Source organism: Tenacibaculum sp. TB-56 (assembly GCF_059716275.2).
The window spans coordinates 1,570,235-1,595,643 of sequence record NZ_CM201367.1; the positions used below are offsets into that span (position 1 = coordinate 1,570,235).

Consider the following 25,409-nt stretch of genomic DNA (forward strand, 5'->3'; position numbering starts at 1 on the left):
TTGGAACGCAGGTGATATTTTACAAATATTCCTTATACTTTGGGGCCTTTGTAAGTTGCACTGACCAAGGTATTGAATTCTTTTTTTACTTCCTTAAACGGATAGTTTTGAACACTCGCCATTGCTTCAAGCTTACTTTTTACAAACTTTTTTTGCTTGATTATTTTATAGGCAATGGCAACCAACCAAGCAAATAATGCCAATAGTATAATTATGGCAATAATAACAAAAACGAATTGGTTTGAATACATATTATGTTTCATAGAACGCATAATGCCCCCAACTACCAGCACAATAACAATGGGTATCCTTACAGAATTGCTAAGTTTTATATACCGCTCGTATTCGATTAAGAGCCCTTCCACTTCTTCTTGTTTGAAATTGGCCAGGTAGCTGAATTCTAATTTTTTATCTGTTTCCATTACTGGTTTTATTTTATGGCAAAGTGCACTACAATACGGTAGGTGCGTTCTTCTTTAGAGTAGTATGCCGAGCCTGGTCTATCTTCATAATTATAATCGGAAATCACCAATACTTCACCAATTTTTTTTCCTATAACATCGGCTATTACTTCGGCATTTTTCTTTGCATCCTTCAAGGCTTTGCCAATTATGTCTGACTTGTTGGCAAACGGTCTGTAAACCACCTTTTCTTGTAGTTTATAACTCCACGAATCTATCTTCCCTAATGAAATGATTTTTTCTATGTCGTGTTCATCGGTCGTTTCAACCACATAATCAACGTGTTGTTCTGTAGTTTTTGGAGTGGCGTTTTCATCGGTATCGGCAATACGAACCTGATTTTTATTTAAGCCCAGTTTGTTTGCTTTTTCAAAAAAGAGTGCCTTCCGCTCTTCAAGCGTAAGTTGCGTTTCGTTTCTATAGGTGTTTGTGTTGTTTATTCTTATGGTTGCTTCATAGTGCTTCACGTCCCTTTTATATGTTGTCTGTCCAACGGCTTGTATATAGCGGTTGTTTGTTTGGGCCGTAGCGATAAAGGCTGTAAACAATAGAATGGCTGTTAACTGTATGTACTTCATGTTGAATGGATTAAAAATTAAATTTTCCTTCAAAAAACACCCCGATAATCGGTACGGGTTTTAAGGCTTCGTTATTGGCAGTGATGATTCCCAAAATGGCAAAGACAAGCGGAATTAATCCCAACAATGACAATACACTCCCTAAAGACGGAATAATGTTTGCTACAACGGTAAGTACTATGTTCAGGAAAACGGCAAAAATAAAGACGCCCAAACTTTGTCCAAGATGATACGAAGCGAGTTCACTTTTCGGGGCGTTGTTTTTGTTTGAAAAATAAGCAATGGCCCAACCAATAATGGTAAGGTAAGATACAATTGAAATGGTTTTTGCGTTCATAATTGTTTGATTTTAAATGTTATACTTTTTTAGGGCAAAATTAAATGCTTAATAGGGTTTTGGCCATTTTTGTTACCTACACAGCATCTACAAAAGCGTGCACCTTGTTTACAAAGTATCTACATGGCATTCTTTTAATAGATTGATATTTGCTTTGGCCACTTCGGAAACTTTGTGTCTGTACTGGATTCGGCCACGTACATTGAATGGAAAAATAAAGTTGGTTTCCAATATTTGTTTCCTAGAAATTTATGGATACTGCATCCTGCAAAACGCAAAAGCACCAATCCGATAAAAAGGGCTGTTTTAAGTACTCTTCTCATTCTTCTACCGGTTTGTCTCCATAAAATGGGAATAGTAGCTTGTTATCGGCAAATGTCCCATCCATATCTTCACTATCGGGTGTTTTTATCAAAACAAAACTAAATTTGTCCTTTACGCCGATATAGATTTCCTTTGTGCCTACCACGGGTACTTCGGGCAGCACATAATATTTTAGGCAATCTTCAACAGCAAAAACGATTTGTTTTCTTGAAGTGACTTCGGTGATAGACAGCCCCTTTTTTATGTTTAGCAATACCAATAGTTTCCCGTCGTTTATTTTAGAATAATACTCAATTGTATTGGTGTCAATCCCGTCTATTTCATCAATAATGCAGTTTTTTAAATGGTAGGATATTGCGTCTGTGTCTTGATTTGGATTATTGGACAATTGTTCTATATCAGCAAGAAGCAAGGTTTCTCTTTTATCTTTATCGGTTTTGTAAAAAAGAAGACCTACTACGAACAAAATGGTGGACAAGCCAAAAAAAGCGACAACGACCAAACACCCTAAACTGTGCCAAATAGGCCGTTTGACAGGGTTTTGCTCATCGGTTTTATAAAGGGCCCGTTGAATGTTTTCGGGAAGCTCGTTTGTATGGTACGTTTTTTTGCAATGACTACATTCTACTACGGTAGTTTTTGAAAATGGCAGTATCGGTATCCAAAAAATATGAAAATATTTACCGAACGTTGTGGCAAAAAAGCTGTTTTGACTTTGGCAATACGGACACTCTGTTTGCCCCTGTAGTTTTCTGGTTTTTATTTTTGATGAGCGTGTTCCAAAAAATATAAACATAATTTTATTGCGTTTTCTGTTGCTTCAAAATTATGAAAGACCATGGTTTGCCCTGTATTTTTGGTATTACTTAATGTCTACAAAAAACGAAAAGTATATATACAAAGTGACTACAAATTGGTTTTTAAAAGCATTATTATGAAAGGTGAAGCGTTGCGTTTTATATTGAAATACTTATTTTTGAGCACGAGAAGAAAATAAGTATTAAACCATGGGTGGGATGATGCTATCTTTGCACATTCTTCATAATTTGTGGTTTTTACTCTTTGATGTTTCCATGGAAGTTCCTTTTTCCTTTTAACAACTGGAACTTCATAATTTCAAAAGTTAATTACTTTATCCAAAGCTTCATCAGCTTCTTTGTGGATGAAATTTGCCTGATAGTTTATGGTGGTTTTTAGGTCTGAATGGCGATATAATTTTTGAAGCATTAATGGGTGAATGGAATCCCCAGCGATGTTGCCAAAAGAATGACGGGCGATATGCATCGTAACTTTTTTGTTTATGCCTGCTTTTTTGGTCAAGCTTTTTAAATGCTTGTTGAACTTGCTCGTAGCAGTCTTGATTTTTCTGTAAATATCCTTGGGGTCTGTGAAATCTGCTTTTTTCATTTCTGGAAAAACAAAGTCATCTTCATCAATCTTTTCGTTTTGATAAGACTTTAGAATAGCTAGAGCTTTAATTGGTATTTTTAGCGAAATCACCTTGCCGTTTTTTCCCATTCGATAGTGCAATCGGTTATCGTAAATCATCGACCAACGTGTAAGCAGTACATCCGAAACACGCATTCCAGCAAAATAGAAACTGTATAGCCAAACATTAAGAGAATGCCTTTCAATTGGTGAAATATTTTGTACGGATTCGAGCGTTAGTATTTCGTTTTTGTTCAATCCTACTTTGTGCGTATCTGGAAACTTAATTTTAAAACCACCTTTACCGAAAGGATACAGGTCTTTACTTATAACCTTGTCGGAAATTGCCCTGTTGAATATTAGCCTTATAAGCACCATTATATTCAATGCAGAAGTCTCAGTTAATTTTCGTTGTCCCATTAGATATGTTTTGAAGCGGTTTAAAAACCTTAAATCAATTTCTTGAAATCGAAGTTCTTTTGATTTATGAAAATCACGGATATATGTGGTTAGTGCTTTATCTGTTGTTAGTCGATTCAGTTTTTTGTCAGCTTCAAGGGCTTCAAGATGTTCTTTGGTATAGTCAAAAAAAGTTAGACTTGAGATAGGCTTGTAGATGTTTCTTTTTATCTGCTTTGCTGAAACATCGCGATTCTCGCTCTGCAAGTTCATCAGGCCTTTATCAACTTCCGAAAGCTTTGACGACAACAAATTATTAAGGCTATCAGCGTTGGGATGAGATTTCTTTACTCTAAGACTGTTTTCGTCCCAATCCTCAAGGTCGATGTAATGACCGATGTGTTTAAATGTAGAACGACGATTTTTTGTAATCCTAATCGCAAGAGGAAAAAGACCCTTAGAGTTAGGTTTTTTGCGTAGAACTATTTTTGCACTTGCTGACATACTTAACCTGATTTTAATTGCGAAAGTCAAATCAGGTACAACATTCTGCCAAAAATGTACCTTAAAGATACATAATTCCTAGTAAATTTGGGTACAACATAGGTACAACAAATGTTGATTTTAACTGATATTAAATGACTTTAAATAAAATTGATAAAAACATAAATCATTGGTATTGAGGTGATTTTTGTTTTGTTGGTGCAATATAAGCTAGACTTAGGATCTAGTGCCGTGAGGTGTGAGAGTTCGAGTCTCTCCGCCCGTACTAATTTAAAGATAAAACCTTAATTCGTTTAGAATTAAGGTTTTTTGTTTTTAATACTGTAAAAGCTAACTATTTCGGTTTTATTAATAACCTTTAGTTATGCAGTTGTGTTAGTTGAATTTTTTTATAACTGAGTCTCTTAGGTGTTAATATTTTAAATATCTTTAACGAAAAGGTATTTATACTGTGCTCACAACATTATTCTTAATTCTATACATAGCTATTATTCTTACTGTTGCGGTTATTATTATCAATACCGCAACACCACCCAAAGCAATAGCGTACTTATTTTTACTCATTTTTTTCCCTATCGGAGGAATAATTATTTATCTAACCGTTGGAATAAATCATAGAACTTATAAGCTCTATAATAAAAAGCTCGAAGTAGATAAGGGAATTTTTATTGAACTTAAAGAACAACTAAAAAACTACACTAAAAAGACGCTATCAACTTCAAAAGTTCAATTAAAGCATTTTTACAATCTTTCTAAATTTATACATCAAGAAAATGTTTTGACAAGTAACAATAAAGTTAGTTTGTTACTAAACGGAGAACGCAAATTTCCAGAAGTTATTAAAGCATTAAAAGGAGCCAAGAATCATATACATATTGAGTATTATATCTATCAAAACGATGCTATAGGAAAACAAATTGGAGCTGTTTTAAAAGAAAAAGCTGCGCAAGGAGTGAAAGTACGTTTTATATACGATGATTTTGGAAGTAAAGATATTCGTAAATCATTTGTAGACTCTTTAATTGAAAGTGGTGTTGAAGCGTATCCTTTTTATAAAATAAAGTGGTTGTTGTTGGCAAACAGAATCAACTATCGAAACCATAGAAAAATTATTGTTGTTGATGGTCAAGTTGGTTTTATTGGGGGGATTAATGTTTCTGATAGGTATATAAATCCTAACAAGTTTAATCGTTATTGGCGTGATACACATATAAAGATTGAAGGGTTAGCAGTGTTAAACTTACAGCGTGTTTTTTTAGCAGATTGGAACTTTTGTGCTGATCAAAATGTTATTGTTAAAGAAGAACTTTTTCCTATAGATAAACAAGAAATTACAAGTGATCATACTCAGTTAGTACAAGTAATTTCTAGCGGACCAGATTCTGATCACCCTGATATAATGTACGCACTTATTCAGGCAATTTTATTATCAAAAAAAGAAATACTGATAACTACTCCTTATTTTGTTCCAAGAGCTTCTTTTTTAGATGCACTTAAAATAGCTAGCTTAAGTGGAGTGAATATAAAACTATTAGTGCCCAGTGTTTCAGATTCAAAATTGGTAAACGGTGTGTCTAATTCTTTTTATAAAGAAGTGTTAGAAATAGGAGTTGAGGTGTACAGGTATAAAAAAGGATTTGTACATGCAAAAACGATGATTTTTGACGAGTTAATTAGCTCTGTGGGAACTGCAAATTTAGATGAACGTAGTTTTGAGCTTAATTTTGAAATTAATGCTTTGGTTTATGATAAGAAATTGGCTCTTCAGTTAAAAGAAGCCTTTTTAGAAGATTTGAAGCACAGCGAAAAAATAGATATAAAACAGTGGAATAGCAGGTCTGTTTTCATACGGTTTGCAGAAAGAGTAGCTCGTTTATTAGCTCCTGTTTTATAAAAAAAGCTTCTCAATTTAGAGAAGCTTTTTTATGCAAGATTATTCTTTGATGATAAACATCGATCTACGATTGAGTTGATGTTCTTTTTCTCTACATTCAGTGGAGTTTGTGCACTTATTAATAATAGTTGTTTTACAGACTGGCTTACTTTTTGAACGTTTGAGGGTAATTGATAATCCTTAAGGAGTAGTTGTGTATTTTTTCGAGGATTAATTTTGTAAAGATTATGAATACCGTAAATAAAAATAAGTAAGATGAAAAAAGTGAGTTTGTTTTTGGCAATAATTGTTTCATTAGTGTTGCAATCATGTGGTAGTTTAAAAAATACAGGAAGTATAGAAGAAGTGTTTTGGGTAAGTGGTATAAAAACAGAATGTAGTGCTGGTGCTGGTAAAATGAACTGTTTAAATATTTATAAAGGAAATAATATTGCAGAGGCGGATTGGAAGCTTTTTTATGCGCCTATCGAAGGATTTACTTTTGAAGAAGGAACCCTTCAAAAAATAAAAGTAAAAGTAGAGCGATTAACCCCTAAAGATGTGCCTGCCGATGCTTCTAGTTTAAAATATACGCTTATTGAAACAATAGAAAATCAAGTAGATATCAGAACTCATTTAGCAGGAGAATGGAATGTAACTAGCTTGTATGGAAAAGAATTGAATGAAGAAACAAGCATACCGAGTTTAATAATAGACTTAAATAAAAACAGAATTTCTGGAAACAATAGCTGTAATAATTATACGGCTCAAATAACGAATGCTACGTCGCAAAGTTTAACGTTAGGAGCTGTGGCAACGACAAGAAAAATGTGTTTCAAAATGGATGTTGCTAATAGTTATAACAAAGCTTTAGGAGAAATTAATACCTATTTGATAAAAGGTAACAACTTGATTTTCTTTACTAAAGAAGGAGAAAAAATCGTATCTTTCACAAAATTAGCTAAAAAGGAATCAAAAGCTTTGATAGATGGAGATTGGGTTACTGTTAGAATCGAAGGCGCTCCAATTAATCGAATGGTAAAAACTCCTCGTATAAAAATTTCATTAGAAGAAATGAGATTGTCTGGAAATAATGGATGTAACGATTATACAGCTCTGATTAATAAAATATCAGAAGACAAAATTGAAATTGGACACATTGCAGCTACACAAAAAATGTGTAGAGATATGCAAATCGGTGCTGATTATCTTAAAATGTTACAGAGTTCAGTTAGTTTCGAAGTAAAAGAAGATTTACTTAAATTTTATAACAAAGAGGGGGGAGAAACAATCTCATTTTTAAAAGTAGTGAAGTAAAACACTAAAAATTAATACATATCATTTTTGTTAAAAAAGGAATTAACAATTTTTTAACTTCGTTTAGTTCGGTTTGTTCCGAACTAAACTTATTTTTGCAGAGTAAATTTTTAATGAAGATGAATCAAGTAGAAAAGAAAAAATGTGAATTAGTTGAAAAGTTGGGGATCTTTTTAGAAAAAAAAGAACAGATGGCTCCTGTGGCTGCAAGAATTTTTTCGCATATCATTTTAACAGGAAAACAAGGAACAACTTTCGAAGATTTGGTGTCGGGTCTTTGCGCGAGTAAAAGTACCATTTCAACACACCTTAATCACCTGCAAGATTTAAAGAAGTTAACTTATTTTACTAAAACAGGAGATAGAAAGAAGTACTTTGTTTTAAATAAAGACACTATGCTTCAGGGGATTATCAACTTAGTTGAAGAGTGGAAGGGAGAGAAGCAACTACACATAGAAATAAAGGCTTATAAAGAAGAAGCTAATGAAAATTTAGAAGAAGAGAACCAATTTGAATTAGGTTTTCACGATAATTTCATAGAGTTTTTAGATGGAGCAATTTCATCTATTACCAAATTAAAAGAAACAATTGTAAACCACAAACACTAATTATAAAAAAAATGAGAAAAACAAGAATATACGGTATTACCATACTTGGTATTGTTGCTATGACTTTTACAGGTTGTAAAAAAGAGCAACAACAAGTTCCTAATCAGCAAAGAGCATTGCCTTTAGCTGTAGTAGCTGTTCCTCAAAAAAATGTTACAGCATACACAAGTTATCCAACAACTATTGAAGGTACTGTTAATAGTGAAGTACGAGCAAAAGTTTCTGGTTATATCCAAAAAGTGTTGGTAGATGAAGGTCAAAAAGTAAGAAAAGGTCAAGCTTTATTCAAACTAGAAACGCAATCGTTAAGTCAAGATGCAGGAGCAGCAAAAGCAAATGTTAACGCAGCTCAGGTTGAGGTAGAAAAACTAAAGCCTTTAGTAGAAAAAAACATTATAAGTTCAGTTCAGTTAGAAACAGCAAAAGCAAAATTAGCGCAAGCTAAAAGTGCGTATAATAGTGTTGTGGCAAATATTGGTTATGCTACAGTAAGAAGTTCTGTTGATGGTTATGTAGGAGCAATTCCTTACAGAGAAGGCTCACTTGTAAGTGCTACTAGTGCAAAACCGTTAACTACCGTGGCAAGTATTCAAAAAGTGTTTGCATACTTTTCTATGAATGAAACAGAATATTTAAACTTTCTTCAACAAACAGAAGGTAAAACACTTCAAGAAAAAATTAAGAATTTTCCTAAGGTTGAGTTGGTTTTAGCGAACGGACAAGCCTATGAAGAAAAAGGAACGATTGAAACTGTTACAGGTCAAATTGATGCGAAAACAGGTACTGTAAGCTTTAGAGCAGTTTTTGATAACCCTAACCGATTATTAACTAACGGAAATAGTGGTACAATTAAAATACCTAAGTTATATGAAAAAGCTTTAGTAGTTCCACAATCAGCTACTTATGAGCAACAAGGACAAACGTACGTGTATAGCGTTGGAGAAAACAATACAGTAACTTCAACTTTAATTAGAATTAAAGATAAAAATGACATGTTATATGTTGTTGGGTCAGGTATAAAAAAGGATGATTTAATTGTAGTTAAAGGTATTGGTAAATTAAGAAACGGAATGCCTGTTGAACCACAAAAGGTAGCTTTCGATAGTATTGTAAAGCCTATTAAACCCCTATTTCAATAATATTTTAGATCAGTAAATTATGTTAAAAACATTTATAGAAAGACCGGTACTATCTACCGTTATTTCAATTATCATAGTTATTCTGGGTGTTTTAGGGTACACAACTTTACCTGTTGAACAATATCCTGATATTGCACCTCCGACCATTCAGGTAAACGCAGTTTATCCTGGTGCGAGTGCTGAAACCATTTTAGAAAGTGTTATCATTCCCATAGAAGAACAAATTAATGGGGTAGAAGGAATGACTTATATGACTTCTTCTGCATCCAATAATGGTACAGCAAACATTACCGTATTTTTTGATCAAAAAACAGATCCGGATATTGCGGCGGTAAACGTACAAAACCGTGTTGCTAGAGCAAATCCTTTATTACCACAAGAGGTAATTCAAACAGGGGTAACAACGCAAAAGCAACAAACATCGGCGTTAATGTTCTTATCAGTATATTCTGAAAACGAAAATTACAACGCAACTTTTGTTCAAAACTATTTAAAAATTAACGTTATACCAGCACTTCAAAGGGTAAATGGTGTAGGTAATGTAAACGTATTCTCTAACCAAGATTACGCAATGCGTATATGGTTAAAACCAGAGAAGTTGGCGGCGTATAATTTAGTTCCAACAGAAGTAACAGCAGCTTTAAGAGAGCAAAGTTTAGAGGCTTCTGCAGGTTCATTAGGACAAAACGACGGACAAGCGTTTTCGTATAACATTAAGTATAGCGGACGTTTTAAAACGGAAGATCAGTACGAAAATATTATAATAAAGGCATTAGTTAACGGAGAGTATTTACGATTAAAAGATGTTGCTAAGATTGAGTTAGATTCTCAAGGATATGATTCGTATGGTTTTACTGAAGGATATCCTAGTGTTAACATGGGAGTTTATCAAACTGCAGGATCTAATGCGCAAGAAATTATTGAAAATATTAAATCAGAGTTAAGTCGTTTATCTCAAGATTTTCCAGAGGGAATCAAATACGAGATTAACTACGATACGAATAACTTCTTAACAGCTTCGATGAACAAGGTAAGAAATACGTTAATAGAAGCTTTCTTATTAGTATTCTTAGTAGTATTTATTTTCTTACAAGATTTTCGTTCAACGTTAATTCCAGCAATTGCAGTACCAGTAGCAATTGTAGGTACGTTCTTTTTCTTAAACTTATTCGGGTATTCGATTAACCTGTTAACATTATTCGCATTAGTATTAGCAATTGGTATTGTGGTAGATGATGCAATTGTAGTTGTTGAAGCGGTGCATGCTAAGATAGATGAAGGAGCTACAGATGCAAAAGCAGCAACATTAGATGCGATGCATGAAATTTCAGGAGCAATTATTTCGATTACTTTAGTAATGGCGGCGGTATTTATTCCTGTAACGTTTATTCAAGGACCAACAGGAGTATTCTACGAGCAGTTTGGTATTACACTTATTGTGGCGATTTTAATTTCAGCAGTAAACGCATTAACATTAAGTCCAGCACTTTGTGCTTTATTCTTAAAAAGACACGATGATCATGAAGATGAAAACAAAAGCTTTTTACAAAAGTTTTATGATAGATTCAACGCAGGATTCAATGCTACTACCGAACGTTACGGAAAATCATTAGCCTTTTTATATAAAAATAAATGGATAACAGGATTAATGTTAGTTCTTTCAGGAGTAGGAATTTGGTGGGCAGCTAATACAACCCCAACAGGATTTGTTCCTAGTGAAGACCGTGGTATTATTTTTATGAACGTAGAGTTACCAGCAGGTTCTTCTATGGATAGAACAAACGTGGTTACACAAGAGTTATATAAGAAAGCAAAACAAATTCCTGGTGTTAGAGGAGTAACTGTAATTAATGGTAGAAGTTTAATTAGTGGAGCAGGAACCAACTACGGTTTAGGGTTTGTGAAGTTAGAAGATTGGGATAAACGTGAGGCAGACGATCAATCAGCAAATGCTATTATTGGTAAATTGTTTGGTGTCGCAGCTACAATTCCTGATGCCAATATCATTTTCTTCGCGCCACCAAGTATTCCAGGATTTGGTCTTTCAGGAGGTTTTGAAGTAAACTTGTTAGATAAATCAGGAGGAAGCTTTGAAGATTTAGATAAAACAACGCAACAGTTTATTGGTAGTTTGATGAAGCATCCAGAAATTCAGTACGGTCAATCATCATTCAATACTAAATATCCTCAATACGAATTAGATATTGATGTGCCGTTGGCTAAAAAATACGGAGTTTCGATAAGTAGTATTTTCTCAACCTTACAAGGATATATTGGAGGAGTTTATGCAGCAGATTTTGCAAGGTTTGGTAAACAATACCGTGTATATGTTCAGGCATTGCCAGAAGATCGTAGCGATGCAAATTCATTAAATGAATTATATATAAAAACAGGCAGCGGAGAAATGGCTCCAATTACACAGTTTGTGAACTTAAAAAGAGTGTACGGTCCACAATCAGTTACACGTTTTAACTTATATAATTCAACAAAAATTAACGGAGCAGCAAACCCAGGATATAGTACAGGTGATGCGATTGCTGTTGTAAATGAAGAAATTAAAAACTTACCAAGTAATTATGAGGTTGCTTACTCTGGTTTATCTCGTGAAGAGGTGAGTGCAGGTAACCAAACAGTAGTAATTTTCTTATTAGTTATCGTTTTCGTTTACTTTTTATTAGCGGCGCAATACGAAAGTTACATTTTACCATTAGCAGTAATTTTCTCGTTACCTTTAGGTGTCTTCGGAGCATTTTTCTCAACAAAAGTAATGGGCTTAGAAAACAATATCTATTTCCAAATTGCACTGATCATGCTGGTAGGACTCTTGGCAAAAAATGCAATTCTGATTGTAGAATTCGCAGTACAGCGAAGAAGACATGGAGAAAGTATAGTAGATGCAGCTATACATGGAGCAAAAGCACGTTTACGTCCGATTTTAATGACCTCATTTGCGTTTATCTTAGGGTTAATGCCGTTAGTATTAGCAAAAGGAGTAGGAGCAGAAGGAAACAACTCAATCGGAACGGGTGCAGCAGGAGGAATGTTAATTGGAACAATTTTAGGAGTATTTGTAATTCCTATTTTATTCATCCTTTTCCAATGGTTGCAAGAAAAAGTATCAAGTAAACCAGCTGTTATTGAAACTAAAGAAGATTAATTATGAAGTTTATAAATAAAACCTTGGTTGTAGTCGTAATGGCTACAACCTTACAAAGTTGTTTTGTTGCAAAAGATTATGCACGTCCTGAGCTAAAAGAAACAGAACACTTGTATCGTACCGATAATTTACCACAAGATAGTCTTTCAATGGCAGATGTGTCTTGGAGAGATATGTTTGTAGATGCTCATTTAAAGCAATACATTGATGAAGGTTTACAAAATAACCTTGATATTCGTGTAGCCATACAACAAATGGCTGCTGCAGAAGCTTATATGAAGCAAGGTAAAGCAGGGTATTTACCAAGTATAGGAGTTGGAGCAAAAGCAACACATCAAGAGTTAGCTAAAAATAGCCAGTTCGGATCTTTTTTCAACGGTAGTATTGATCAATACGAAATTACAGGAAACCTTTCTTGGGAAGCTGATATCTGGGGAAAAATACGCAGTAACAAAAGAGCAGGAAAAGCTGGTTATTTACAAAGTGTAGCAGCTCATCAAGCAGTTAAAACCAAGTTGGTTTCAGCTATAGCATCAACCTATTATCAGTTAGTAGCATTAGATGCTCAGTTAGAAATTACTGAACAAACTATTGAAACTAGAGAGAGCAGTGTAAGTACCATTAAAGAACTGAAAAATGCTGGACAAGTAACACAGGTTGCTGTAGATCAGAATATAGCTCAGTACAATAAAGCAAAAGCTTTAAAAGTTGATTTAGAAGCTGCAATTTTCAAAACAGAAAATACGTTAAATTTATTATTAGGTAGAACCTCTGTAGTTATTGAAAGAAGTAAGTTAGATCAGCAAGAGCTTAATGCGGCTATTAACCTTGGAGTACCGGCTACATTATTAAGCAACCGACCAGATGTGATGGCTGCTGAATATGGCTTAATCAATGCTTTTGAAATGACGAATGTGGCAAAAAGTAACTTTTATCCGTCGTTAACCGTAACTGCAAATGGTGGTTTTCAAAGTTTAGAATTAGATGAGTTGATAAGTGCAAATTCGTTGTTTGCTAATATTGTAGGCGGATTAACTCAGCCAATTTTCAATCAAAGAAAAATTAGAACGCAACACGAAGTAGCAAAAGCACAACAAGAACAAGCGTTGTTAAACTTTAAGAAAACATTGTTAACAGCAGGTAACGAGGTTTCTAATGCACTTTTCGATTATAATGCAGAAACAGAAAAGTTCGAGTATAGAAAAAATGAAGTTGAAGCGTTGCGTAGAGCAGAAGTAAATTCTGAAGAATTATTGAAAAACGGATATGCAAACTATTTAGATTTATTAACAGCGAGAGAAAGTGCATTGAATGCTGAGTTAAATGTTATCAATAACAAATTAAATCAGTTGTTAAGCGTTGTAAATTTATACGAAGCGTTAGGAGGCGGTTGGAAGTAAGATCGTTTTTATTATGAGTAATAGGAAAAAACTTATCGATGTAGCTAAAGAAAAATTTATAGCTTTTGGTAGTAAACATACTACAATGGATGAAATAGCCGAGTTACTCGGAATATCCAAAAAGACAATCTATACTTGTTTTTCATCCAAAGAAGAATTGATTATAGAAAGTATCAAAGCGCTAATAAATGAGTTTAAAATTGATGTAGAACCTATTCTTAACTCTAATGAATCAGCTTTAAATAAAGTAATAGCGATTTACGAAGTAATTTTTAAATATGTGGTAAAATTTAAGCCGTCGTTTCTTTTCGGATTAAGAAAATATTATCCTAATGCCTACGATGCATATAAAGAAATTACTATAGATGTAGTTTCTACAGATATAATGAAGTTACTTGAAGAAGCTAAAGTGAATGGAGAAATAAGACCAGATGTAGACCTTGAATTATTTAGCAAGCTATATTTAAGTGATTTAGAACGTCGTTTGTTTGATGCTGATAATTTGTTTGACAATTACCGAAAAGAGGTATTATTAGAATATATGATTGTTAATAATTTAAACTCTTTAAAACCTACCACTAAATAGGGATATAAGTTTGTGGTTTTTAAGAAGTGTCATGGAGTTTTAAAACTTATGGCACTTCTTTTTTTTGATAAAAATGATAGTTTAAAAATAATTATTTTTGGTGTTTTAGACGACTATAAGTAAATGAAGGAAAGAATAATAGAATATCAACTTGCACAACCCAAAGAATTTTTTGCAGAATTAAGTAAAACATTACCTGTAGAAATTAAAGGAACGGAGCTTATTTTTAAGGAGGAATTAGGTGAAGGAAAGATAAAATACATAGAAGTGCAAGAAGGTTTATGGGCGCAGCAAATAGACTATACTTTGCATGAGGATATAGGTTTGTTTCGAATTCCTAAAAGCACAAATAATTTCTTTTTAGTTGATTTCTATTTGTCAGATACAGAAATAATAAGATGTGCAGAAGGAAAAACGTTTAAACAAAGTTTTGAAAATGTAAATATGGTATTGAGTTCTTCTACTACTGCATCAAGAGCGTTATTGCCTAAAAACAAAAGAATAAAAGCTTTCAATATTCTCATTTCTAAAGAGTGGTTATTTAAAAACGTATTAGACGATCATGATAGTTTACGAGGCTTTTTTAGTTGTAATAGCCCAATATACTTATCAGAAAATTTAGATTATAAGCTCAAAGAGTTATTAAAGAAAATTGATTTAAACCTAAATAATAGGTTAACATCAATTTCTAACATTATACAAATTGTCGATTACTTATTTATTCGTTTTGGAGACAGACCTTTAAAAGAAGGGAAGCAAAACATACATCCAAACGATTTACAGCAGTTAATGAAGGTAAGAAAGGTGTTAGATACAAACCCGGAAAAAGAAATTTTGTTAAACGATCTTTCAGGTATTGCAGGAATGAGTTTATCTAAGTTTAAGCGTCTTTTTAAACAAGTTTTAGGAACAACACCGTATAAATATCACCTTAAAAACAAAATGGAAAAAGCGATGGAAACCCTTCAACAAGGTAACTATTCTGTGTCTGAAACAGGTTTTTTAATGGGCTATTCTAATTTAAGTCAGTTTTCAAAAGCGTTTAAAAATCACTTCGGAATTTTACCCAGCGAGGTAATAGTTTAATGAAAATTCCGTTTTTAAACGTAACTAGGTATTCCTACAAGCTAAAAAATCGATAGCTTGTTGTATTTTTGTAATAAAAATTCCCCAAGTTTGTTAAAAAAATTAGCTACATATTTCTTTTTGTGTCTTGTAATCCAGCTTTATAGTCAACAGAAACTAGACATTCAATATACCGATGCTTATAAAAAAGCAGAAGTTTACTTAAAGTTATTGCAAGAAAAATATTACGAAGGCGATTACAAACTTCATAAAGTGTATAGTGATTCATTGTATATAATTTCCAAAGAAAATAATCTGGAGAAATTTGAAATAAAAGCAATGGTTAATCAAGCTATTAATTTGAACCTAAAGGCAGAATATCACGAAGCTATAGAGCTTTACAAAAAAGCTTTAATTTTAACTGAAAAAGCACCAGAAGATGCTCATACAAAAACACTGATTTTAGTCAATTTAGGAAATACTTATAACAATGTAGAATTGTATGAAAAGAGTATAGAAACAATGAACCGAGTGCTAGAGCAAGCAAGTACTAAAGAGAAATCAGATTTGATAAAAGTAGCTGCTTTAAATGGACTCTCTAAAAGTTATTCATATATAGGCAATGATCAAAAAGCAATGCTATATGCGCAAGAGGTTAAAGAAATCGGAGAAAGGATAGGGAATGAAAGTATTGTGTTAACCTCACTAAATCATATTAGTAATACTCGTTATAAGCTAGGAGAATACCAAAAAGCAATTGAAATTGCTGAGAAAGCATTTCAGTACAAAGCATTTGAGAAAAACACAAGAGTTAAAGCTTGGTTGTTAATTAATTTAGGAGTAGCACATTACAAATTAAAAGAGTATAACAAAGCAGAAGAATACCTGCAAAAATCGTTATCTATTGCTATAAACAAGAATATTTTTGAAATAGAAATGAAATGCTATCAGCAATTAGCTAATATTTATAGAGAAACAGATAATAAAAATGCTTTTGAAGAAGCAGAAAAGAATTATAACCAAGCCCATGCTAATTTTTTAAATAGTCAAAAAGAAGCAGTAACCGAAGATTTGCAGGCAGAAATAAAAAACAAAGACAAGAAGATTTCTGAACAAGAAAAAAAGGTAACACAACTCACAAAACAACAAAAAACAATACTTTGGTCAAGTGTACTATCAATTTTAGGCTTAGGAAGCCTATTTTGGATATATATAAAAAAATATAAAAAAAGAAAATCACACAATACCACAAACAAGGATAATGATGTAATAATAAGTGAGAATCATGAAGTAGTTAAAGAAGAAAAATATAAAAACTCCTCTTTATCAGAAAAAGATAGAGACTTTTACAAAGGAAAAATTTTAGAGATAATGGAAGAAGAGAACATATATTTAGATTCTGATTTGAACCAAACTACTTTTGCTAAAAAAATAGGGTTAAGTAGCCACCACTTATCTGAAATATTACACTTTGGGTTTAAGAAAAACTTTTATCAATTTGTTAACTCATATAGAATTAGAGAAGCCAAAAACATACTAAAATCGTCACATAGTAAAAACCTTAAAATACTCGCTGTGGCATTTGACTCAGGTTTTAAAAGCAAAACAACATTTAATCGTGTGTTTAAAGAGCAAACAGGGTTAACACCTTCTGAATATAGAAAAAACATCAATAAATCGGGTTCCACTCGTTAGAATGATACTTTTAAAATAACAAACAATTTTACCTTGCACTTATTATTAGTTAGCATATAGTTTTTAGCAAGGATAAATAAAAGATTGAATTAATAAAGTAGTGTTTCTATGGGATTTTCTTTAAAATAGTTGTTTTAAAAGAAAAAAACAGAGGGATTTATTAATTGTCAAAACACTATTATAGTTTAAGTTTTAAGAGCGTTTAGTTAGTTGTTTTTAAAACAAAATGAAAAGAATGAGAAAACCATTACACATATTTTTTAGAAATAGTCTTGTTGTGCTTTTTGTTATTTTAAGCGGACAGTTATTTTCACAATCATTTACTTCTTTGTGGAATACAACTAATATAAATTCGAGCTCTTCTGCGACAAATCAAATAACAATACCTGTTAATCCAGCATATACATATTCTTATACAGTAGATTGGGGAGATGGAAATGTTGATGCCAATATAACAGGTAGTATCACGCATACCTACGCAACTCAAGGAACTTATACTTTAGAAATTAGCGGTACATTTCCAGCAATTTATTTTAACAATAGTGGAGACCGTTTAAAAATAATAGAAATACTTAATTGGGGAGATATTCAATGGCAAAGTATGGAAAATGCTTTTTACGGATGTCAAAATTTAAATTTTGATGCCATTTCACCACCAGATTTAAGCCAAACGACTAGTTTACGAAATGCCTTTAGAGATTGCTTATTATTTAACGGTATTATGAATAATTGGGACGTTAGCACAATTACTGATATTTCTGGTTTATTTATGAGGTGTGAAGTTTTTAACAGACCGCTAGATCAATGGAATACCATTAGCGTAACAGATATGTCTAATACCTTTAACGGAGCTAGAGTTTTTAATGAACCTTTAGATAATTGGAATACAGCTTCCGTGACTACATTAGAATACTTTTTATCAGGAGCTTCTAGGTTTAATCAAAATATTAACGATTGGAATACTGCTAGTGTAACCAATATGAATGGTGCCTTTAGATTTACCAACAGTTACAATCAACCTATGAATAATTGGGATGTGAGTAATGTTACTAATATGGAAGCAACATTTCAAGGCTCTAATTTTGATAGTTCAATAAGTAATTGGAATGTAAGCAATGTAACAACCATGGCAAGTATGTTTAGAGAATCTGAATTTAATCAAACTCTAAATAATTGGAATGTAAGTAATGTTACCGATATGTCGGAAATGTTCCAGAGAAACCGAACTTTCAATCAAGCTTTAAATAACTGGGATGTAAGCAATGTTACCAATATGTCTAGCATGTTTGATGGATGGATATGGGGATCTGTATTCAATCATCCTTTAAACTCTTGGGATGTAAGTAATGTTACCAATATGAGCTATATGTTTAGAGATAACTCAGCTTTTGATCAAGACATAAGCAGTTGGAATGTAAGTAATGTTACTGATATGGAAAGTATGTTTGAAGAAACGACAATGTTTAATCAAGATATCAGCTCATGGAATGTTAGTAGTGTAACAAACATGGAGAGTATGTTTGAAAAGACAGAAGTATTTAATCAACCCTTAAATAGTTGGAATGTAAGTAATGTTACTATTATGCGAAACATGTTTGCGTTATCTCAAGCATTTAACCACCCTTTAAATAATTGGGATGTTAGTAATGTTACCAACTTTCAAAACATGTTTGATAGATCTGCCCTTTTTAATCAAGATATAAGTACTTGGGTAACTTCAGCCGTTAGTAATATGGCTAGTATGTTTAATCAAGCAACTTCTTTTAATCAAAATATTGGAGCTTGGGATATCTCTGGAGTAGCAAATATGACAAATATGTTGTCAAATAGTGGGATCTCTCAAGAAAACTACGATAGTATTCTTATAGCTTGGGCAGCTCAAACTGTACAAAATAATATAACCTTAGGCGCAACTAATCTTAATTATTGCGATGCTTTAAATCAAAGACAGAGTTTAATAGACAATTATGGATGGAGCATCAATGGAGATAATGTAAACTGTTCCTATGTGTTATGTACACAAATAACAATGCCCCAAAATGGAGATACTAATGTTCCAGCAAATAGTGATATTCGATGGAACCCAGCTCCGAATGCTACAGGATACAGAATTAGTGTCAGAAGGGAAAATGGGGCAACTTCTCAAATAATTTATGATAATGAAGATGTAGGAAATGTAGTAGGTATAGACTTTACTAATGAATTTACTTCAGGCGATATAGTATATGTAACCGTTATACCTTATAATGATGAAGTGACCTGCTACAGGATGTGAAGAAATTAGTTTTACAGTAGTAGAAAGTTGGGTGAACAGCCCTGATGCATTTAAACTAACCTACGATACAAGATTACAGAGTCCTTATGGAGGTTCTACACCAACAAACCAACTAAGAATCGAAGCTCAAACAGGTTACCCAGATAATCTTACTTATAATTATTCTATAGATTGGGGAGATGGACAATATGATAACAATGTTACTGGAAATATTACGCATACATATCTTACCCCAGGAATTTATACAGTGAGTATTATAGGAACTTTTCCAGCTCCTAAACATGAGGAATTTAATAGTGATTCACACAAACTATTGTCTATAGACCAATGGGGTACACAAGTTTGGCAAAGCATGAATGGTGCATTTGCAGGCTGTGAAAACATGGAATATAATGCTACAGACGTTCCCAATCTAAGCAATGTAACAAGTATGAGAAGAATGTTCATTGTATGTAGAAATTTTAATGGAAATATAAACAACTGGGATGTAAGTAATGTAACAAATATGTATGGGATGTTTGGTGCAGCATCGGTTTATAACCAACCCTTAAATAACTGGGACGTTAGTAGTGTTACTACTATGAATTTTATGTTCGCAAGTGCATCAGAATTTAATCAAAACATTGGAAACTGGAATACAAGTAGCGTAACCGATATGTCTAGAATGTTTAGTAATGCTGAAGTATTTAATCAAAACATTAATGACTGGGATGTGAGTAGTGTAACCAATATGTCGCAAATGTTTGAAAGAGCAGTAGCATTTAACCGACCTCTGAATAATTGGAATGTAAGTAACGTAACCGATATGTCTGAAATGTTTAATGGGTTTGTTGCAGATATGTCCTTTAATGAAAATATTAACAGCTGGAATGTGAGTAATGTTACAAATATGTCAGAAATGTTTCAGAGATGTGTCAATTTCAATCAGCCTTTAAACAATTGGAATGTAGCATCAGTAACTGATATGAATTCAATGTTTGAGAGGGCCTCTTCTTTTAATCAGCCCCTGAATAACTGGAATGTTTCTTCTGTGACTAACATGGCGAGTATGTTTAATAGTGCTAGTGCTTTTAACGAGAATATCAGTAGTTGGAATGTTACCAATGTTACCAATATGAGTAGTATGTTTTTTGGTGCAGAAACATTTAATGAAACTTTAAATAGTTGGGATGTAAACTCAGTAGTAAACATGTCTAGTATGTTTCGTAATGCGATAGCCTTTAATCAACCTTTGAATAACTGGGATGTAAGTGCCGTAGCAAATATGAGCAGCATGTTTGAAGGTGCTACAGCCTTTAACCAACCTTTAAATTCTTGGAATGTAAGCTCAGTAACTTTAATGCCCTCTATGTTTGAAAGTGCCACAGCTTTCAATCGTCCACTTGGAAACTGGAATGTTTCAGTAGTTACAAACTTTGAAGCAATGTTTAAAAATGCATCAGTATTTAATCAGTCACTGACAAACTGGAATACAGGAGAAGCGCAAACAATGGCAGAAATGTTCTACGGAGCATCTGTGTTTAATCAAGATATTAGTAGTTGGAATGTGTCATTCGTAACCACAATGCAAGAAATGTTTAGAGAAGCCTTTGCCTTTAACAGTTCTTTAAATTCATGGAACGTAGCTTCGGTAACTACAATGCAAGGAATGTTTCAAAATGCTATTGCTTTTAATGGAGCTATAGAAAACTGGAATGTAAGAGCCGTTACCACAATGCAAGATATGTTTAATGGGGCAACAAACTTTAATCAACTAATTAATAATTGGAGACCAACTGCAGTAACTAGTATGCAACGAATGTTTCAAGAAGCAACCTCCTTTAATCAAGCCCTTAATCAATGGCTGTTAGGTGCTGTATCTATGAATGCAATGTTTAATGGTGCTTCGACATTTAATCAATCTTTAGGCGAATGGGATATTAGCAATGTTACCAATATGCAAAATATGCTAGATAATACGGCTCTTACTCGTGAGAATTATGACAGTACCCTTATTGCATGGTCTGAACAAACGGTAACACCAGGCATCAATTTGGGAGCAAATACACTTTTGTACTGTGATGCCATGGAAGAAAGACAAGCAATGATTGATAATTTTGGATGGACTTTCACAGGAGATATTCTAGATTGTCCAATTCCTGAGTGTACACAATTAATAGCGCCATTAAACGGAGAAACAGATGTACCCGTTAATACCAACCTTACTTGGGAACATGCCTTGTATGCGCGAGAGTATAATTTATCAATTACAATTCAACCTTCTGGAACAACCATAACAGAAACTGTGATAAATGCTACTACGTATGAATTTCCCACAGATTTTTCTGGAGGCGAAACCGTTTATGTTACCATTACACCTACAAATGGAACAGGAAGCGCTACCGCTTGTACAGAAGAAAGTTTTACAATTGCTACTGCTCCAGCAACTGTTCCCGATTGTACAAGCTTAACAATACCACTTAATAATGATACCAATGTTTCAGTAGGTACTGATTTAAGTTGGAATGCTATAAGCAATGCAGATGGATATACCTTAACGGTAGGAACTACTTCTGGAGGAACAGATATCCTAAACACGGTTGACGTAGGAAATATAACAACGTATGATTTGCCAACAGACTTACCAGAAGACACAGAAATAGTTGTTTCTATAATACCCTATAATGCAGAAGGAAATGCGACAAGCTGTAGCGAAGAATCTTTTACTACAGAATTTATTCCAGTACCACCAACTTGTACCGCATTGGCAAACCCTCTTAATGGAGCAACGAATGTTCCAGTTAGTACTGCTATTTATTGGAATGCAGTTCCAGAAGCAACAGGGTATTTAGTAAGTGTTGGTACTACCCAAGGAGGTATAGAAATAACTAACAGTATTGATGTTGGAAATGTTACTTCTTATAGCTTTAGTGGAGATTTACAAGAAAATAGAAGGTATTATGTTCGTATAACTCCATACAATGATGTGGGAGATGCCACAGGTTGCTCAGAAGAAAGTTTTACCACAGGAGTAGGAACCGTTACTGTAGTGCCAAACTGTACAACAATAACCAGCCCAACAAATGGTACAACCGATGTAAGTATCAGTACAAACATAACTTGGGATGCAGTTACCAATGCCGACGGATACTATATTTCTATCGGAACCACTTCTGGCGGAACGGATATCATCAACAACGAACAAGTAACAGGTACGAGTTACGACCCTACAAACGATTTTCCAGAGAACACCACCATCTATGTTTCGGTAACTCCATACAATTCCGTTGGAAGTGCCACAGGCTGTGCAGAAATTAGTTTTACTACCGAAACTGTTACCACGCTTCTAGACTGTACAACAATAACCAGTCCAACAAATGGTACAACCGATGTAAGTATCAGTACAAACATAACTTGGGATGCAGTTACCAATGCCGACGGATACTATATTTCTATCGGAACGACTTCTGGAGGAACGGATATCATCAACAACGAACAAGTAACAAGTACTAGTTACGACCCTGCAAACGATTTTCCAGAGAACACCACCATCTATGTTTCAGTAACACCATATAATTCTGTTGGAAGTGCCACAGGCTGTGCAGAAATTAGTTTTACTACCGAAGCTGTTGCCACGCTTCCAGACTGTACAACAATAACCAGCCCAACAAATGGCACAACTGATGTAAGTATTAGTTCCAATATTAGTTGGGATGCAATAAGCAATGCAGACGGTTATTATATTTCTATCGGAACGACTTCTGGAGGAGCGGATATCATCAACAACGAACAAGTAACAAGTACTAGTTACGACCCTACAAACGATTTTCCAGAGAACACCACCATCTATGTTTCGGTAACTCCATACAATTCCGTTGGAAGTGCCACAGGATGTTCAGAAATCAGTTTTATTACGGAAACCGTAGAGACAATCCCTGATTGTACCAACATCACCAGTCCAGCAAACGGGGCAACCGATGTAAGTATCAGTACAAACATAACTTGGGATGCAGTTACCAATGCCGACGGATACTATATTTCTATCGGAACGACTTCTGGAGGAACGGATATCATCAACAACGAACAAATAAATAGTATGAGTTACAATCCAGCAAACGATTTTCCAGAGAATACTACTATCTACGTTTCGGTAATACCATACAATTCCGTTGGAAGTGCCACAGGATGCTCTGAAATCAATTTTATTACGGAAACCGTGGCGACAATTCCTGATTGTACTAGCACCATCAGTCCAACAAGCGGGGCAACCGATGTAAGTATCAGTACAAACATAACTTGGGATGCAGTTACCAATGCCGACGGATACTATATTTCTATCGGAACCACTTCTGGAGGAACGGATATCATCAACAACGAACAAATAAATAGTATGAGTTACAATCCAGCAAACGATTTTCCAGAGAATACTACTATCTACGTTTCGGTAATACCATACAATTCCGTTGGAAGTGCCACAGGATGCTCTGAAATCAATTTTATTACGGAAACCGTGGCGACAATTCCTGATTGTACTAGCACCATCAGTCCAACAAGCGGGGCAACCGATGTAAGTATCAGTACAAACATAACTTGGGATGCAGTTACCAATGCCGACGGATACTATATTTCTATCGGAACCACTTCTGGCGGAACGGATATCATCAACAACGAACAAGTAACAGGTACGAGTTACGACCCTGCAAACGATTTTCCAGAGAACACCACCATCTATGTTTCGGTAACTCCATACAATTCCGTTGGAAGTGCCACAGGATGCTCTGAAATCAATTTTATTACGGAAACCGTGGCGACAATTCCTGATTGTACTAGCACCATCAGTCCAACAAGCGGGGCAACCGATGTAAGTATCAGTACAAACATAACTTGGGATGCAGTTACCAATGCCGACGGATACTATATTTCAATTGGGACCACTTCTGGCGGAACGGATATCATCAACAACGAACAAGTAACAGGTACGAGTTACGACCCTGCAAACGATTTTCCAGAGAACACCACCATCTATGTTTCAGTAACACCATATAATTCTGTTGGAAGTGCCACAGGCTGTGCAGAAATTAGTTTTACTACCGAAACTGTTGCCACGCTTCCAGACTGTACAACAATAACCAGCCCAACAAATGGCACAACTGATGTAAGTATTAGTTCCAATATTAGTTGGGATGCAATAAGCAATGCAGACGGTTATTATATTTCTATCGGAACGACTTCTGGAGGAACGGATATCATCAACAACGAACAAGTAACAAGTACTAGTTACGACCCTGCAAACGATTTTCCAGAGAATACTACTATCTACGTTTCGGTAATACCATACAATTCCGTCGGAAGTACCACAGGATGCTCTGAAATCAATTTTATTACGGAAACCGTGGCGACAATTCCTGATTGTACTAGCACCATCAGTCCAACAAGCGGGGCAACCGATGTAAGTATCAGTACAAACATAACTTGGGATGCAGTTACCAATGCCGACGGATACTATATTTCAATTGGAACGACTTCTGGCGGAACGGATATCACCAACAACGAACAAGTAACAGGTACGAGTTACGACCCTGCAAACGATTTTCCAGAGAACACCACCATCTATGTTTCGGTAACTCCATACAATTCCGTTGGAAGTGCCACAGGATGCTCTGAAATCAATTTTATTACGGAAACCGTGGCGACAATTCCAACATGTACAACTATAATCAATCCTGTTAATGGCGCTACGGATGTAAGTGTTAGTGTAAACATCTCATGGAATGCCATTAATAATGCTGATGGTTATTATATTAATATAGGAACAGTTCCGGGGGGAACCGATATTGTAAATAACGTCAGCACATCAGAGTCTACCTACAGTTTACCTTATGAATTCCCCGAGAACACTAATATTTATGTATTGGTGGTTCCGTATAACAATGTAGGTAGTGCTCTTGGTTGTTCAGAAATTAGTTTTACAACTGAGATAGGAAGTATAAGGGAAACTAAATACGGTTTTTCTCCAAATGATGATGGTGTAAATGATTTTTGGGAAATTGAAGGAATAGAACAATACCCAGACAATACAGTTACTGTTTACAATCGATGGGGAGATATGGTATTTCAAATTGAAGGATACGATAACCGATTTAATGTTTTTAGAGGTACAGCTAATAAATTAACAAGTATGGGAGGCGATAAACTACCAGCGGGAACATACTTCTTCAGTATAAAAACTTCACAAGGAGGAAAATCAACTGAAACAAAAGGGTTTTTAGTGTTAAAAAGATAAA

At 34.2% G+C, this 25,409-nt stretch carries 16 protein-coding genes; 11 read left to right on the top strand and 5 right to left on the bottom strand.

All coding sequences use genetic code 11. The features are described 5' to 3' along the window. Positions 1–32: 32 nt before the first annotated feature. From AC3VI6_RS07640 to AC3VI6_RS07660, 5 genes are all read right to left on the bottom strand, one after another. Positions 33–422 (bottom strand): hypothetical protein, encoded by a 390-nt coding sequence (locus AC3VI6_RS07640; protein WP_497705733.1) that lies wholly within the window; start codon positions 420–422, stop codon positions 33–35. Between the two features lie 8 nt (positions 423–430). Next, the gene (locus AC3VI6_RS07645) at positions 431–1,039 is read right to left on the bottom strand and encodes an SIMPL domain-containing protein (RefSeq protein ID WP_497705734.1); all 609 of its coding nucleotides are present in this window, start codon (positions 1,037–1,039) and stop codon (positions 431–433) included. 10 nt (positions 1,040–1,049) lie between these two features. Then, positions 1,050–1,376: a DUF4870 domain-containing protein gene (locus AC3VI6_RS07650; protein WP_497705735.1), complete on the bottom strand. Its 327-nt coding sequence runs from the start codon at positions 1,374–1,376 to the stop codon at positions 1,050–1,052. A gap of 319 nt (positions 1,377–1,695) precedes the next feature. Beyond that, entirely contained in the window at positions 1,696–2,496 is an 801-nt protein-coding gene (locus tag AC3VI6_RS07655; RefSeq protein WP_497705736.1) for a zinc-ribbon domain-containing protein, read from the bottom strand. Between the two features lie 320 nt (positions 2,497–2,816). Beyond that, a complete protein-coding gene (locus tag AC3VI6_RS07660) occupies positions 2,817–4,031 on the bottom strand; it encodes a phage integrase SAM-like domain-containing protein (protein ID WP_497705737.1) in 1,215 nt (404 codons plus the stop codon). A gap of 451 nt (positions 4,032–4,482) precedes the next feature. Here AC3VI6_RS07660 and cls point away from each other — a divergent pair, with 451 nt between their 5' ends. The 11 genes from cls (at position 4,483) to AC3VI6_RS07715 (ending at position 25,408) form a co-directional block, all read left to right on the top strand. Then, positions 4,483–5,925 carry a cardiolipin synthase gene (cls, locus tag AC3VI6_RS07665; protein WP_497705738.1) on the top strand — a complete coding sequence of 481 codons (1,443 nt, stop codon included), beginning with the start codon at positions 4,483–4,485 and terminating at the stop codon, positions 5,923–5,925. 255 nt (positions 5,926–6,180) lie between these two features. Continuing rightward, positions 6,181–7,221 carry an META domain-containing protein gene (locus tag AC3VI6_RS07670; protein WP_497705739.1) on the top strand — a complete coding sequence of 347 codons (1,041 nt, stop codon included), beginning with the start codon at positions 6,181–6,183 and terminating at the stop codon, positions 7,219–7,221. A gap of 119 nt (positions 7,222–7,340) precedes the next feature. Continuing rightward, positions 7,341–7,829: a GbsR/MarR family transcriptional regulator gene (locus AC3VI6_RS07675; RefSeq protein ID WP_497705740.1), complete on the top strand. Its 489-nt coding sequence runs from the start codon at positions 7,341–7,343 to the stop codon at positions 7,827–7,829. A gap of 11 nt (positions 7,830–7,840) precedes the next feature. Further along, the gene (locus AC3VI6_RS07680) at positions 7,841–8,968 is read left to right on the top strand and encodes an efflux RND transporter periplasmic adaptor subunit (protein ID WP_497705741.1); all 1,128 of its coding nucleotides are present in this window, start codon (positions 7,841–7,843) and stop codon (positions 8,966–8,968) included. A gap of 19 nt (positions 8,969–8,987) precedes the next feature. Further along, on the top strand, positions 8,988–12,125 hold the full coding sequence (locus AC3VI6_RS07685; RefSeq protein ID WP_497705742.1) for an efflux RND transporter permease subunit: 3,138 nt from the start codon (positions 8,988–8,990) through the stop codon (positions 12,123–12,125). A gap of 2 nt (positions 12,126–12,127) precedes the next feature. Then, complete coding sequence (locus tag AC3VI6_RS07690) at positions 12,128–13,525, top strand: efflux transporter outer membrane subunit (protein ID WP_497705743.1); 1,398 nt, start codon at positions 12,128–12,130, stop codon at positions 13,523–13,525. 13 nt (positions 13,526–13,538) lie between these two features. Beyond that, positions 13,539–14,111 carry a TetR/AcrR family transcriptional regulator gene (locus tag AC3VI6_RS07695; RefSeq protein WP_497705744.1) on the top strand — a complete coding sequence of 191 codons (573 nt, stop codon included), beginning with the start codon at positions 13,539–13,541 and terminating at the stop codon, positions 14,109–14,111. 123 nt (positions 14,112–14,234) lie between these two features. After that, a complete protein-coding gene (locus tag AC3VI6_RS07700) occupies positions 14,235–15,197 on the top strand; it encodes a helix-turn-helix domain-containing protein (protein ID WP_497705745.1) in 963 nt (320 codons plus the stop codon). Positions 15,198–15,287: 90 nt separating this feature from the next. Continuing rightward, complete coding sequence (locus tag AC3VI6_RS07705; RefSeq protein WP_497705746.1) at positions 15,288–16,871, top strand: tetratricopeptide repeat protein; 1,584 nt, start codon at positions 15,288–15,290, stop codon at positions 16,869–16,871. 235 nt (positions 16,872–17,106) lie between these two features. Continuing rightward, on the top strand, positions 17,107–19,146 hold the full coding sequence (locus AC3VI6_RS07710; RefSeq protein ID WP_497705747.1) for a BspA family leucine-rich repeat surface protein: 2,040 nt from the start codon (positions 17,107–17,109) through the stop codon (positions 19,144–19,146). Positions 19,147–19,177: 31 nt separating this feature from the next. Continuing rightward, positions 19,178–25,408: a BspA family leucine-rich repeat surface protein gene (locus AC3VI6_RS07715; RefSeq protein WP_497705748.1), complete on the top strand. Its 6,231-nt coding sequence runs from the start codon at positions 19,178–19,180 to the stop codon at positions 25,406–25,408. Position 25,409: the final 1 nt, after the last annotated feature.

What these genes read in the sequence shown, in the direction of transcription:
- AC3VI6_RS07640 (WP_497705733.1), bottom strand. Translation starts at nt 422, where the DNA reads ATGGAAACAGATAAAAAATTAGAATTCAGCTACCTGGCCAATTTCAAA.
- AC3VI6_RS07645 (WP_497705734.1), bottom strand. Translation starts at nt 1,039, where the DNA reads ATGAAGTACATACAGTTAACAGCCATTCTATTGTTTACAGCCTTTATC.
- AC3VI6_RS07650 (WP_497705735.1), bottom strand. Translation starts at nt 1,376, where the DNA reads ATGAACGCAAAAACCATTTCAATTGTATCTTACCTTACCATTATTGGT.
- AC3VI6_RS07655 (WP_497705736.1), bottom strand. Translation starts at nt 2,496, where the DNA reads ATGTTTATATTTTTTGGAACACGCTCATCAAAAATAAAAACCAGAAAA.
- AC3VI6_RS07660 (WP_497705737.1), bottom strand. Translation starts at nt 4,031, where the DNA reads ATGTCAGCAAGTGCAAAAATAGTTCTACGCAAAAAACCTAACTCTAAG.
- AC3VI6_RS07670 (WP_497705739.1), top strand. Translation starts at nt 6,181, where the DNA reads ATGAAAAAAGTGAGTTTGTTTTTGGCAATAATTGTTTCATTAGTGTTG.
- AC3VI6_RS07675 (WP_497705740.1), top strand. Translation starts at nt 7,341, where the DNA reads ATGAATCAAGTAGAAAAGAAAAAATGTGAATTAGTTGAAAAGTTGGGG.
- AC3VI6_RS07680 (WP_497705741.1), top strand. Translation starts at nt 7,841, where the DNA reads ATGAGAAAAACAAGAATATACGGTATTACCATACTTGGTATTGTTGCT.
- AC3VI6_RS07685 (WP_497705742.1), top strand. Translation starts at nt 8,988, where the DNA reads ATGTTAAAAACATTTATAGAAAGACCGGTACTATCTACCGTTATTTCA.
- AC3VI6_RS07690 (WP_497705743.1), top strand. Translation starts at nt 12,128, where the DNA reads ATGAAGTTTATAAATAAAACCTTGGTTGTAGTCGTAATGGCTACAACC.
- AC3VI6_RS07695 (WP_497705744.1), top strand. Translation starts at nt 13,539, where the DNA reads ATGAGTAATAGGAAAAAACTTATCGATGTAGCTAAAGAAAAATTTATA.
- AC3VI6_RS07700 (WP_497705745.1), top strand. Translation starts at nt 14,235, where the DNA reads ATGAAGGAAAGAATAATAGAATATCAACTTGCACAACCCAAAGAATTT.
- AC3VI6_RS07710 (WP_497705747.1), top strand. Translation starts at nt 17,107, where the DNA reads ATGAGAAAACCATTACACATATTTTTTAGAAATAGTCTTGTTGTGCTT.